Origin of the sequence: Myxococcus llanfairpwllgwyngyllgogerychwyrndrobwllllantysiliogogogochensis, assembly GCF_006636215.1 — a bacterium.
In the GTDB taxonomy this organism is placed as follows: Bacteria; Myxococcota; Myxococcia; order Myxococcales; family Myxococcaceae; genus Myxococcus; species Myxococcus llanfairpwllgwyngyllgogerychwyrndrobwllllantysiliogogogochensis.
Window position 1 is genome coordinate 1 of the sequence record NZ_VIFM01000307.1, and the last position, 12,769, is coordinate 12,769.

The following is a 12,769-nucleotide window of genomic DNA, read 5'->3' on the forward strand; positions in this document are numbered from 1 at the left end:
CCCCCGCCCCGCCCCCGCGGCCTCGCGCTTCGGACTGGCGGTCATCGCGGGTTCGACGCGGGGTCAGCGCTACAAGCTGCCCGTCACGGGCTGTGTGGTGGGCCGCCAGCGAGGCGCCATCCTCTTCCCGGATGACGGCTTCGTGTCGCCGCTGCACGCCACCTTCCTGGTGAAGGACGGCGCGCTCTTCGTGCGGGACGAGTCCAGCGCCTCCGGCGTGTTCGTCACGGTCGCGGGCACGGAGGCCATCACCGCGCGCACCCACTTCAGCGCGGGTCAGCGGTTGTTCCGCTTCACGGGCCGCCTGGAGACGCCCGCGCCGGTGGCTGGTCGCCCCATCGTCTACGGCGCTCCCGTGCCGCTCGGGCAGGCCGTGTACGGCGTGGAGGAGGTTATCTTCGGTGGCAGGGGAGGCCGCGCGGTGGTGACAGCCGCCCCGCTGCTCACGCTGGGACAGGCGCACTGCGACCTGAGCTTCCCGGGGGACGAGGGCCTCGCGGGTCGCCACTGCGAGCTGTCCCCCACGCCGACCGGAGCGCTCCTACGGGACTTGTCCGGCGGCCTAGGCACCTACGTGCGCATCCCCGCGGGCGAGGAGCGCCCCCTGCGTCCCGGAGACCGGGTCCGGCTGGGACAGCACGTGCTCCAGGTCGAAACGCTCGGTTAGCGCGAGCGGCTCGGGGCACCGCGCCTCATGTGCTCGCTGAGACGACGCGCGGCCATTGCGAGCACCTCTGGTGTCCGCGCGTCACGTCTTCGTTGAGACGGCGCACGGCCATTGCGAGCAATGATGGTGTCCACGCGTCACGTGTTCGTTGAGACGAAGCACGGCCATTGCGAGCACCTCCGGGAGCACCGCGCATCATGTGATCGCTGAGACGGCGCACAGCCATTGCGGGCACCTCTGGTGTCCACGCGTCACGTGTTCGTTGAGACGACGCTCGGCCATTGCGTGCACCTCTGGGCACCGCGCGTCATGTGCTCGCTGAGACGACGCGCGGCCATTGCGAGCACCTCCGGGAGCACCGCGATTCATGTGCTCGTCGAGAGAACGCACGGCCCTTGCGAGCACTGATGGTGTCCACGCGTCACGTGTTCGTTGAGATGACGCACGGCCATTGCGAGCACCTCCGGGAGCACCGCGCATCATGTGTTCGCTGAGACAGCGAGCTGTCGTTACGAGCGTCTCGGGGCACCCGCGCGTCACGTGTTCGTTGAGACGATGCTCGGCCATTGCGCGCTTCGTGGGCCACCGCGCGTCACGTGTTCGTTGAGACGATGCTCGGCCATTGCGCGCTTCGTGGGCACCGCGCGTCACGTGTTCGTTGAGACGATGCTCGGCCATTGCGCGCTTCGTGGGGCACCGCGCGTCACGTGTTCGTTGAGACGATGCTCGGCCATTACGCGCTTCGTGGGCACCGCGCGTCACGTGTTCGTTGAGACGATGCTCGGCCATTACGCGCTTCGTGGGCACCGCGCGTCACGTGTTCGTTGAGACGATGCTCGGCTATTGCGAGCGTCGTGGGGCACCGCGCCTCGTGTGTTCGCTGAGACGGCGAGCGGTCGTTGTGAGCGTCTCGGGGCGCGGGCGCGTCACCTGTTCGCTGAGACGACGCGCGGCCATTGCGAGCACCTCTTCTGGGTCCGCGCATCACCTGCTCGCTGAGGCGACGCGCGGCCATTGCGAGCACCCGTTTGGGGGGCCACACGTCGCGTGTTCGCCGAGACGACACGCTGCCTGTCCTCCCGCGCGAGTGGCCCCGGGGTACCGAGCACCGCGTACTCAAGGGAGAGACACCCAGCCTGTCCTCCCGCGCGAGCGGCCCGGGGTACCGAGCACCGCGTACTCGAGGGAGAGACACCCAGCCAGAGCAAGCGTCCCGGGGGAGTCGAGTGGCTCCTCGCTACGGACTCGACGGGCGGGCCACGGTGCCCCCCAGGCGCTGCTCGATGAGGGGCCTGGCCTTCGAGTTCGACACCTCGCGCAGATGCCGCGACCACCAGCCCCTGGCCTCGTCGAGCTGATCCTGCTGCCAATACAGCTCGCCCAGCTTGAGGGCCAGCTCCGGGTCCGGGTTGCTCTGGAAGGCGTCCTTGTACTTCGACTTGGCGAGCCCCAGGTCGCCGCGCTCCAGCGCCTGATCTCCCGCCTGCGCATGGCGGCTGGATTCCTCCAGGTTGCGGTTCGCCGCGGGGATCTGCTGCTCGTAGAGCGGCTGCTCGGAGTCCCCCGCCGTGCTCCCCACGTTCCCGGGAACGGGCGCGTTGCGAGGCAGCGAGAAGGGGGAGACAACGCCCGGCTTCCCCCCGCCGTTCAAGTAATAGAAGTAGTACGCGAAGAAGAGGCCCGCGCCGACCACCAGCAGCACGGTGAGCGACTTGAAGAAGAAGCCCAGCCCTCCGCCCCCCACCCCGGGCTGGGTGGGAATGATGGAGTCCGTCTTCTCCCGCGTCGCGGGCATCGCGTCGGCATTGGAGGGCAGCGGCGAGAGCACGTCCGGAAGCGCGCGGACGGTGGCTTCCACCGTCACCTCGCTGCCCCACCCCGGAGCCGTGGCGTCACGACTGTCGTCGTTGCGTCCCGTCGACTTGCGCGGCAGCGGCGCGAGCACCGCCGAGGGCTGGGGCCGCCGAGGAGGCGCCTCCGAGCGACGACGCTCCTTCTCCACCGCCATCAACTCCGCGCGGAAGGCCTCCGCGTTGGCGGGCCGGTCATCCGGGCTCTTGGAGAGCGTGCGCAGGATGAGCCGCTCCATCGCCGGGGAGATGCGCGCGTCGGGCCGGCGCCGCGTCGGGGGCGGCGGCTCCTCGGTGAGGTGCTTGGTGGCGAACCCCACCGCCGAGTCCGACTCGAACGGCAGCAGGCCCGTCATGAGCTGGTAGAGGATGACACCCACCGCGTACAAATCGGAGCGGTGGTCCAACGTCGCGCCGCGCGCCTGCTCCGGCGACATGTACTCGGGCGTGCCGCAGACGAAGCCCGCGCGCGTGAGCGCCGGTCCGTCGTCGGTGGAGTCGGTGATCTTCGCGATGCCGAAGTCGAGCACCTTGACGAAGTCCGGCTCGTTGCGCCGCTGCTCCACCATGATGTTCTCGGGCTTGAGGTCCCGGTGGATGACGCCCGCGCCGTGCGCGTCCGACAGCGCGCCGAGCACCTGGCTCACGATGCGCACCACGCGCCCCTCGCCCAGGGGCCACTCGCGGCTGAGAATCTGGTGCAGGTCCTGCCCCGCCACGTACTCCATGGCGATGAAGAGCGCCCCGTCCTCGGCCTGGCCGAAGTCCAGCACGCTGATGGAGTTGCGGTGGTTCAGTCGGCTGGCGGCCTTGGCCTCGCGCTGGAAGCGCGCCACGGTGCGCTCGTCCGACAGCAACGTGTGCCGGAGCACCTTGAGCACCACGACCTTGTCGAGCGAAATCTGCCGGGCTCGGAACACCCGCCCCATGCCGCCCTCGCCAATGAGGGCCTCGACCCGATATTTCTGGGCAATGGTCAGGCCGACGTAGTCGTCAGCATCCGGCGTGCGCACGAGGGTCGCACCGCAGGCCGGGCAGAAACGGGAGGATTCTTGGGCGTCAGCGCCGCAGGAGGGGCAGTGCAAGTCAACTTCCCCGAAGGGTGGGTCACGGAGTTCACCACGTCGCTCGGGTACTGAGCAAGCCGCTCGCAAGACGAGCAACCTCGCGTCACCCCTGGTAGAAACGCGGAGCCCTCATGGAAGCGATGGAATACTGCCCCCGCTGTGATACCGAAAACCCCCGGGACGCCACCGTCTGCCGAGCGTGCGGCTCGCCGCTGCGCTCCGGAACGATGGTCATGGCCGTGGCCAGCCTGTCCTCCCGCCCCCAGGTCTCCATCCGCGTGGTGCGGGCCGACGGCGGCCCCGAGTCCGTCGTCCGCATGCAGCGAGACACCCTCACCTGCGGCCAGCAGGGGGAACTCTCGCTCCCGGACGACCCCTTCATCATGCCCGTCCAGATGCGCTTCTTCTTCTCCGGCTCGCGCCTGGCGGTAGAGGACGTGGGCGGCGCCAACGGCGTCTTCGTGCGGCTGCGCCAGGAGCGCGAGCTGTCACCCGGCGGTGAAGTGCGCCTGGGACGTCAGCGGCTGGTGCTGGAGCCCATCCCCACCGCGACGCAGGGGCCTGGAGGAACGCAGATCTGGGGCTCGCCGGATCCCGGCTACCGCCTGCGGCTCATCCAGTTGCTGGAGGGGGGACTCCGGGGCGCGGCGTATCCGCTTCGCGAGGGCGACAACCTGCTGGGACGCGAGCAGGGTGACCTCACCTTCCCCACCGACGGCTTCGTCTCCGGGCGTCACGCGGTGCTGCAGGTCCGCCAGGACCGGCTGACCGTGCGTGACGTCGGCTCGTCGAACGGCACCTTCATGCGGCTGGCCGGCCCCACCTTCGTGGACAACGGCGACCACTACCTCATCGGCCGACAGCTGCTCCGGGTGGAGATCCAAGCGCCCCTCGCCTGAGGCGGCGCCGTTCTTCCCCGGACTCACCCGGGCCGCACGGGGGATTCCCGCGCGGCCCTGGGCTCCCACGGCACTCAGCCGTAGGACTTCTCTTTCTTCTCCTGCTCCTCCTTGCAGCGGATGCAGAGCGTCGTCACCGGACGTGCCTCCAACCGCTTGGGGGAGATGTCCTCTTCACAACGCTCGCAGACGCCGAACGTGCCGTCTTCGATCCGGGTCAGCGCCCGATCAATCTTCTGCAGCAAGAACTTCTCTCGGTCCCGCAGTCGGAACACCATTGACTGCGCGTACTCGGAAGAGGCCAGGTCAATCTCATCGGGGAGGTCGTCCGTGTCGAAATTCGACTCCTCCACCAGGGTCTTCTTGGCGCTCTCGAGCAGGCTCGTCTTGCTGTCCTCGAGCATCTTCTTGTAACGCTTGAGATCTTTCTGGTTCACAGCCTTCGCTCCAGTGCGCGAGGGTTTTTGGGCCCTGTCCCCCAAAAAACGGGCCCGAAAGCTTTATTCAGAGAGCCGTCGGTGTCAAGCTGACCCAGTCACGACTGCGGGTGAACGGGAGGGCGGTTGAGCGAGAACACGAAGTTTGATCGGGAGTTCCTGCGCTCGGCCCTCTCGCTGGCCGCCAAGAGCGATGTGGATCATTTTCTCTACATCTGTGACACGCCCATCCCTCCCGAGGAACTCCGGGGCCGGCCTGCTCGCAAGAAGCTCGTGTATGCGGTGACGCTGGACAAGCTGGCACAGGAGCACCTGCTTCGGAAGGTCCGTGCGCTCGTCATCCCCGCCTACGACTATTCGCGCACCGAACGGGTGAAGGTGGCCCTCGTCTCCGCGCTCTCGCAGGGAGCGTTCAAGGAAGGCGACCTGGTGCTCTGCATGACGGGGCGTGTGGGTCGTGCTCCCGATACGCTGATGCAGATGCGGATTGGTGGGTCGCTGGATGATCGGCTCGCGATTGAAGGCGTGAAATTGGGCGAGGAGTTTAACTCCCAGGTGGTGGACGCGCTCATCCAGTTGGCGCTCCAGATTGGTCAGGAGGGCTTCGAGGGTCATCCCATCGGCACCATCATCACCATCGGCGACCACACGACGGTGCTGGAGAAGAGCCGGCAGATGACCATCAATCCGTTCCAGGGCCTCTCCGAGGCCGAACGGAACGTGTTGGACCCGAAGATTCGCGAGGCCATCAAGAACTTCTCCGTGCTGGACGGAGCCTTCGTCATCCGCGAGGACGGCGTGGTGCTGGCCGCCGGACGCTACCTGTCCGCGCAGGACGAGATGGTGAAGATTCCGCTCGGCCTGGGCGCCCGGCACGCGGCCGCCGCGGGAATCACCTCTTCCACGGCCTGCATCGCGCTGGTGGTGAGCCAGACGTCCGGCGCGGTGCGCCTCTTCAAGGGCGGCAACATCGTCCTGGAGCTGCACCAGACGGCGCGCCGCACCTGAGACGGCTGGCTCAGTCCGCCTTTTCCCGGCGCTCCTCCCGGTAGACTTCCGCCAGTGCGTGCGCGCGCTCCACCTCGTCACGCGCCGCATCCACCACCAACGCTTGCTCGAAGCGGGCCACACGCTCCTTCAGCGCGTCGGTGACGATGCCGCCCAGGGTGAGGCGCGCGGAGGCGCTCTCCCGCTCGCGGCGCAGCTCCTCCACCCGGTCCCCCAGCTCCGCGGCGGCCTCCAGCAGCAGCTTTCCATCCGAGTCCGCGCGCTCCAGCGACTCCCGCGTGGTGGCCAGCAGGGCCTCGGCCTGGGTGGAATCCCTCGCGAGCACCCCCACGGCCTTCGAGTCCCCTCGCGACGCGGCGGTGGAATGGCGCGAGGCCAGGTCCTCCAGGCGGCGGGAGTAGCGCTCCACGGCGCGAGCAAGGTCCCCCTTCAGGGCGAGCAGCGTGGCCGCGGACTTGCGCAGCTCGGCGGCCTGCCGGTCCAGGTTCTCGAGCAGCTCGTCGAAGGCGACGAGCGGGTCCGCCGGGCGGGCGGGCTCCTTCTTCCGTTTCCAGAGGCCGAAGAACATGGCGTGGGCCGGAGACTACCCGAAGGGCCGGCACAACAGCCGCACCCGCGCGAGCGCATCCGTCACCGACGGTCCACCCACGGACAGGGCCGCGAGGTACCGCGCCGGGGTCAGCCCATACACCGCCAACAGGTGCTGGAGGAGCACCACGCTCTCCGTGGCGCGCTTGTCCGCCGGAGCCAGCGAGGCGGCTTCCACCAGCGCGCCGAGGATGTCCACCACGCGGCCCACGACGTCCGAGCCGGGCACCTGTCCGCCCTCGGGGCGCGGCGGTGATTCAGGGAAGAGGGCCTCGAACGAGGCCTCCACGGCGACGGTGGCCGAGGTGCTCCGCCCACCGGCGACGCGCTCCAGGGCCTCCAGGTGAGGCGCGAGCTGCTCCAGCGAATCCGGCGTGGCGGGCACGTCCCGAGGCAGCAGCGTGCGCCAGGGCGTATCGAACTCGGTACGGGCCCACTGAATCTCCTCGTCGGAGAGGTGGTGGTAGAAGGCGCGGATGCCGGAGGCGCGCTGCTCGCGAACCAGTGAGCGGAGGTCCGGGTTCTCCTCGCCCAGGGAGATGAAGCTCAGGGCGATGTCGAGCGAGCCCATGGGCGCGCGGGTGCGGCGGATGAGCTCCAGGTCCACGCGGTCCTCGCCATCGGTGACGAGGACGACAGTGGCCCGGGCGAGGTACGGGTCCCTGCCCTGCGCGGCGCGGATGGAGTCGAAGGCCGACATCAGCGCGAGCGAGATATCGGTCTGCCCCTCGGCGGGCGAGTCCCGGAAGAGTCGCTCTATCTGCCGGGTGGCCTCGGCGGCGGTGTCCACGCGGGCCAGCTCGGTGGGCACGTCGTTGAAGAAGCTGAAGTAGAGCGGGTCGAACGTCTCCCCACGGCGCGCCTTGACGCGCAGGTTGTTCAGCTCCGCGATGATGAGGGCGTCACGGAAGCGGGCCCGGGCGCCATGCATGGAGCCGGAGGCGTCACAGACATAGACGCGCACGGCGGTGCGCTTCACCTTCTTCGACTGGGGAGGTGGCGCTTCTTCCAGGTAGGCCCGCACGAGCTGCCGGTTGGCCGCGAGGTCCCTCAGCAACATCCTCGGGTCTGTCAGGACGAAGTTGTTCACCTCGTGCAGGCCGCCGGTCACCTCGAAGGTCATCGTCTGGGTGGGATAGGGAACGCGCCGGGGCACGGGCCTCGCCACCTGGGTCTCCGCCAGGACGATTTCCTCGGAGAGCGCGTCCTCCACGTCGAAGTAACGGGCACACCCCGCCGCCAGCTCGAAGGTGGCGAGCTGCTCGGGCCGCAGCGAGAAGGCCAGGTCCGCCAGCAGCTCGTCCGGACGTGGAGTGGCCACCTCGGGCTTCTCCTCCGGGGGAGACTCGCCGAACCAGTGGGCCAGCGCGTCCCGCTCGGCGCGCTCCACCAGGGCCGTCAACTGGGAGCGGGAGGGCAACAGGGGCTCCAGGGCCGCGCGAGCCGCCGCCGCCAGCTCCAGGTCTCCCGCCTCCACCGCCCGCTCGTAGAGGCCGCGCAGCGAACGGTAGGCTGCCTGGGGGTCATGCCGGGCCGCGTGCCGCACGTGCCGCAGGAGTTCCTCCAGGGAGCGCACGGCCGGCACCGCGCGAGTGCGCTCCCGGGCCTCGGCCACCTCGCGGCGCAGGGGCAGGCCGCGCTCCCGGTCGTGGTCCGCTCCCAGGCGCAGCAACATCTCGTGGGCCAGGTCCAGGTCCCTGCGCTTCTGCACGACGTCGACGACGTTCTCCCGGGCGCGCAGCGCGAAGTACTCGGCCACGGCCATCCGGGAGCTGCTGGGCGCGCGCTGCCTGCGCGGGGAGGCTGGACGCTCGAAGGCGATGAAGCCCTCGTCGTCGTCGACGTCCTCGGTGGGCGGACGGGCGAAGAGGTCGGCCACCTTCACGGCCCTCGCGAGCTGGACAAAGGCCCTGTCGAGCACCGTGAGGGTTCCCGGCGGCATCACTCCCGCCCGCCAGGCGCGCTCCACGCGCTCCACACACGCCTCGAGTTCTTGAAGTGCCTGCCCGGCCCGGGCCTGGAGCCCCTGGGACAATGCCCCCGCGAGCCCTCGACGGGCCCCCAGCTCACGCAGCAACTGCGCGTCCGCCGAGGTGTGGATGCCCACCTTGTCGAGTTCCCGGTCCAGCACCGCGAGCACGGGAAGGGCGAGGTCGCCGGGCCCCGTCACCTTGCGCCCGAACGTCCACCGGCGCATGCCCCCTACCGGGGGCGCGGGCTGACGGAACAGGTCCAGGCGCCGTCGCAGGTCCGTGAGCCGCCGGGAGAGCATGCTCAGCCCTCCCTCCGCGCCCTATGCGACTCGGGCGTGCTCATGCGGCGGACCGCCGCTCCAGCACCTGACGGCTGTACCGCCCGAAGTCCTCGTCGATGCCCCGTAGCTGCGCCTCCAGGCGCTGCGCGCTCTCGCCCACTTCGCCTGGAATGGCCGCGAGCAGCGACAGCACCCCCTTGAGGCGCACCAGCTCCCCTTCCTTCAACGCCAGCAGGGGGAAGCGGCTGCGAACCAGTCGGTCCACCGTGCGCTCCACCTCGGGCCGCTCCGTCAGGGCCTCCGGCGAGGGCAGCGAGGTGAGCAGTTGGGTCAGCCAGCTGCGCAGGTACTTGACGCGCGTCTGGATGAACGTGAGCTCCGCCTGGGCCACCGCCGCGCGGGCGTTCTCCGAGAAGAAGGCCGACGCTGAACCCCCTCGGGTGAACGCGAGCTGTCCGTCCAGGCCCAACAACGCCGCCAGCTCGCCGTCCGGGGCCTTGGCGGAGAAATCGCCCCGGTAGAAGACGTACGCGTCGCCGTTGAGGACGGAGGCGGCCGGCGGAGGCGGGCTCGGCACCTCGCGCGTGAGGAGTCGAGCGTGCTCGCGCAGCCGCCCGTCGAGGATGCTCTGGCACTCCCCCATCACCACGTCGACGGGCAGTCCCTCGCGCCGCAGGTTCTCCGCCACGGCCTGCACCGCGCGCCCGTATTGTTCGATGCGCTCGAACGGCGTGGAGGCCAGCACCTCGCGCGCATAGGCGAGGCCCAGGGGCAGCAGCAGCTCCTCCTTGAAGCTTCGCTGCGTCGGGTCCAGCGCGACCAGCGACTGCTCCAGCTGTGACAGTCGGCGCGAGTCCGCGGCCAGCGTCTCCAGCGGCTCCTTGCGTCCGCGCGCGGATGCGCCCTGGAAGGCAACGGTCGCCCGGCGCCGCAACGCCCCCACCACCCGCTTTCGCGCGGCGGCCTCCGACTGGCGCAGCCGCTCCACCGCCACCGGAGCACCTTCCGCCAGGATGCCCACCAGGTCCGCCGACCTGGACAGCTCCTCTTCCAGGTTGTCCGCCAGCCCCACCAGCCCCTCCAGCTTGAGGCCCTCCTCGAAGTCCGCGCTCTCCGCGGTCAGGGCAATCATCTCCAGGGCCCCCTCGAGGAATCGGGCCGTGGACTCACTCAGGGGGGACAGGCCGACCTTGAGTTCAGGGATGACGCGGCACAGCTCCAGCACGTCCTGGAATGAGGACAGCAGGGCCAGCCCTCCCCGTCCCTCTCCCTGCCCCGCCATGCCGCGCGCGAGCCGCTGGTCCATCGCCGCCACCAGCGCCCGGGCAGACACCAGCAACGGAGCGCGGTTCTGCGCATGACGCGGACCGGGGACCAGCTTCGTCAAAAGGCCCCGCGCGGAGGTGGACGCCATGGAAGGCTGCCAGTTGCGTGAGAGGGCCTCCACGGCCGAGGCCTCCTCCGCCGAGCCCAGCACCTGGGCCTCGCGTTCCAGGCCCCCGCCCAGCTCCTGCCGCACCTTCGCGATGACCTCGTCGAACGTGCGCTGCTCCAACCGGACGATTTCGAGCTGCGCCCGCTCACGGGGGTCCACCACCGACTTGAGCAGCGCCTCCGTCTCCGTCGAGGGGGGACCGCCCAACAGGAAGAACCAGCGCAGCGCGTCCAGGTCCTCCACGGACGCCTCCAGCGGTCGCTCCGGCCGCCGGTAGATCTGGTCTCTCACCACCGCCGCCTTGAGCGCCCACAGCGCCTTCACCGCCGAGCGCTGGGAGAAGTACTTCGTGGGCACGTAGTCGGGCAGCTTGGACACCTGGGCCGTCAGGGCCCGCTCCAGGGCATCCGCCAGCAACTCCACGCCCTCCAGCACGTCACTGGGCACCTTCACCCGCGAAACGGCGTCCTGCAGCAGGTCCATCTGCTGCAACGAAAGAGGAGCCCGAAGGTCCGCGCGCGCGCCCTGCGCGAAGCGCTGCAGCATGGCGGCCCGGCTCTCTTTTCGGGCGAAGGACTTGGGCACGAAGCTGATGAAGCTCAGCCGGTCAGCGAAGGCGAGCAGCAGCTCGGGCGAGCGCGCCAGCACCTCGGAGAGATACCGGTTGCTCGTCATGATGACGCACTCGGTGCGTCCCGCCGTCACCCGCCGACCGTGCTTGAGTTCCCGCTCGAAGAGCACGTTGAGGATGGAGCGCAACAGCATGTCCCGGCCGTCGAAGATTTCATCCAGGAACGCGTGCTGCGAGCCCAGCATGCCCTCGTCGGTGAGGTACTCCGTGCGCCCCGTCTCCGTCAGCACCTTGAAGTCCACCGGACCCAGCAGGTCCGTCTGCACGGTGGACTCGGCGAGCTGCTTGGAGAACAGAGAGGGCAGGCCGGTGTGCTCGTCGAAGATGCGCCCCAGCACCGCGCTGGCGATGGCGCTCTTGGCCGTCCCGGGTGGCCCTACGACGAGCACATGCTCCCGGCTCAGCAGCGCCAGCTCGAGCTGCGTGAAGAGCGTTTCTCGCTCCAGGTAGACGTCCCGCAGCTCGCTGAAGAAGTGGCGAAAGGCGCGAGCGGCCTGGAGGTACGGCGGCGGATGAGCTTGCACGAACAATCCAGGGGCAGCGGGGTTGGCCCCATGCTACCCGCCGGCCTCTGTCTATTTGAAGTGGACCTCGCAACCGCCGTCCGAACAGGTCCGCCCGGCAATCTTGAACCGGTAGCGGGCGAAGGCCCGGTAGAAGACGTCGACAAGCTGGCGGAGGCCAGGGACGTAGTAGACGTACAGGAGGCGGCCCAGGGGGTGCCTGCCCAGCGCCCGGACGATGGCCTCCGCGCCTTCCAGCACCCGCCCATCCGCCTGGACGAGCTGCATGGCGTTCTCGCACCGCTCCGCGCTGATGCCCGGGAAGCCCACCAGCACGCCCTCGTCCCGGAACGAGCGCAGCTGCGTCCCCCGCCCTCCCAGCAGCTTCTGGAACTCGCGGGCCGCGCCGCTGCAGATGCGGCAATGCCCGTCGTAGAGGATCACATCATGTCCCGGCGGCGTCGTCCTCAGCACCATCCGCGTCACCTCCAACCCTCGGTTCTATGTCAGCGCGAGACGAGCGTGTCATGCAGATGCGAATGTACGCCGCGCCAGATGTCATGCTGCCGTTCGATGGGGTCCATCAGCTTGAGGCCCACCGCCGTCGCGGGTGAGCTGCCCTGGAAGGCCGAGTACTGGCGCAGTCGCGTTCCACCCTCCCCGTCGTCCTCGAAGACGAAGCGGTTCGTTCCCCGCAGCGGGTGCCCGTCCAGGGTGGTGATGTGCACGGTGTTCGTCTCCGCCTCCAACCGGAACGAAACCGGGGCCCAGACAGGAGGAGGCCCCTTCTCTTCCAGGAACACCTTCGCCCCATCCGTCAGCGCGACGGTGGACGGCTGGATGCGGATGCCGGCGGACTCGAACACCGGCCCGGGATTGCGCACGAAGTAGCCCCAGGCCGCCTCGGGAGGGACTCCCGGAAGCGCGCTGGTGTAGTCCGTCAGGGACGTGGGCGCGCCCTGGATGGGAGGGCTGGGCTCCAGGAGCCGCAGGTGCCCCCGCGCATAGGCGTCCACGACGCTTCCGCCCTTCATCAGCAGGCTCGCGGTGGCGGCCTCCGACTGGGCGAGCGTGAAGGCCCCCTGCTTCATCTGCTCCCGCACGTTGCCCGTGGGGCGAGGAGGAAAGGAGCCGCCCACCGCGAAGTCGAAGCCGTTCGACTCCCCCGTCCTGGGCCCGCAGCGAGGCCCGGGCACGGAGAAGGCTCCAACCGTTCCGGACGGGCCCTGAAAGACCTCCAGCGTGCTGGCCGACGGACTCTTCGTCGGAGACAGCGTGTCGCGGACTGGAGCGGAGTCGAGGGAAGCAGCCCCGGACTCTCCTTCGATGGGCAGGGACGAGGCGGGAGACAGCGGGGACGAGACACGGGACATGCCGGGCACCTCTCAAGAAGACGTGGAGCCCCGCCCTTTTGCACCTCCGCCACCAAC

At 69.4% G+C, this 12,769-nt stretch carries 10 protein-coding genes; 3 read left to right on the forward strand and 7 right to left on the reverse strand.

Going from position 1 to position 12,769, the window contains the following annotated elements:
* Positions 1–667 (forward strand): FHA domain-containing protein (locus FJV41_RS42680; RefSeq protein WP_141648372.1); only part of this gene is annotated, 667 nt, incomplete at its 5' end.
* Between the two features lie 1,237 nt (positions 668–1,904).
* Here the strand turns inward: FJV41_RS42680 and FJV41_RS42685 are convergent.
* Positions 1,905–3,602, reverse strand: a complete 1,698-nt coding sequence (locus FJV41_RS42685) for a serine/threonine-protein kinase (protein ID WP_141648373.1) — start codon at positions 3,600–3,602, stop codon at positions 1,905–1,907.
* Between the two features lie 113 nt (positions 3,603–3,715).
* Here FJV41_RS42685 and FJV41_RS42690 point away from each other — a divergent pair, with 113 nt between their 5' ends.
* Entirely contained in the window at positions 3,716–4,483 is a 768-nt protein-coding gene (locus tag FJV41_RS42690) for a double zinc ribbon and FHA domain-containing protein (protein WP_174458615.1), read from the forward strand.
* Positions 4,484–4,557: 74 nt separating this feature from the next.
* Here FJV41_RS42690 and FJV41_RS42695 read toward each other — a convergent pair whose 3' ends face one another.
* Positions 4,558–4,920, reverse strand: coding sequence for a TraR/DksA family transcriptional regulator (locus tag FJV41_RS42695; protein WP_141648374.1), 363 nt, complete (start codon positions 4,918–4,920; stop codon positions 4,558–4,560).
* Between the two features lie 126 nt (positions 4,921–5,046).
* Here FJV41_RS42695 and FJV41_RS42700 point away from each other — a divergent pair, with 126 nt between their 5' ends.
* On the forward strand, positions 5,047–5,928 hold the full coding sequence (locus tag FJV41_RS42700; protein WP_141648375.1) for a DNA integrity scanning protein DisA nucleotide-binding domain protein: 882 nt from the start codon (positions 5,047–5,049) through the stop codon (positions 5,926–5,928).
* 10 nt (positions 5,929–5,938) lie between these two features.
* Here the strand turns inward: FJV41_RS42700 and FJV41_RS42705 are convergent, their stop codons facing one another.
* From FJV41_RS42705 to FJV41_RS42725, 5 genes are read right to left on the reverse strand one after another with little or no spacing between them, the layout of a single operon-like run.
* The gene (locus FJV41_RS42705) at positions 5,939–6,496 is read right to left on the reverse strand and encodes a hypothetical protein (protein WP_141648376.1); all 558 of its coding nucleotides are present in this window, start codon (positions 6,494–6,496) and stop codon (positions 5,939–5,941) included.
* A 15-nt stretch (positions 6,497–6,511) separates the two neighbouring features.
* Positions 6,512–8,788, reverse strand: coding sequence for a vWA domain-containing protein (locus tag FJV41_RS42710; RefSeq protein WP_141648377.1), 2,277 nt, complete (start codon positions 8,786–8,788; stop codon positions 6,512–6,514).
* A 40-nt stretch (positions 8,789–8,828) separates the two neighbouring features.
* Positions 8,829–11,360 carry an AAA family ATPase gene (locus FJV41_RS42715; RefSeq protein ID WP_141648378.1) on the reverse strand — a complete coding sequence of 844 codons (2,532 nt, stop codon included), beginning with the start codon at positions 11,358–11,360 and terminating at the stop codon, positions 8,829–8,831.
* Positions 11,361–11,411: 51 nt separating this feature from the next.
* Positions 11,412–11,816 (reverse strand): thiol-disulfide oxidoreductase DCC family protein, encoded by a 405-nt coding sequence (locus tag FJV41_RS42720; protein ID WP_141648379.1) that lies wholly within the window; start codon positions 11,814–11,816, stop codon positions 11,412–11,414.
* A gap of 29 nt (positions 11,817–11,845) precedes the next feature.
* Complete coding sequence (locus tag FJV41_RS42725; RefSeq protein ID WP_141648380.1) at positions 11,846–12,712, reverse strand: SRPBCC family protein; 867 nt, start codon at positions 12,710–12,712, stop codon at positions 11,846–11,848.
* Between the last annotated feature and the right edge of the window lie 57 nt (positions 12,713–12,769).

Coding starts and splice junctions, on each gene's coding strand:
- FJV41_RS42690 (WP_174458615.1), top strand. CDS start 3,716: ATGGAAGCGATGGAATACTGCCCCCGCTGTGATACCGAAAACCCCCGG.
- FJV41_RS42705 (WP_141648376.1), bottom strand. CDS start 6,496: ATGTTCTTCGGCCTCTGGAAACGGAAGAAGGAGCCCGCCCGCCCGGCG.
- FJV41_RS42710 (WP_141648377.1), bottom strand. CDS start 8,788: ATGCTCTCCCGGCGGCTCACGGACCTGCGACGGCGCCTGGACCTGTTC.
- FJV41_RS42720 (WP_141648379.1), bottom strand. CDS start 11,816: ATGGTGCTGAGGACGACGCCGCCGGGACATGATGTGATCCTCTACGAC.
- FJV41_RS42725 (WP_141648380.1), bottom strand. CDS start 12,712: ATGTCCCGTGTCTCGTCCCCGCTGTCTCCCGCCTCGTCCCTGCCCATC.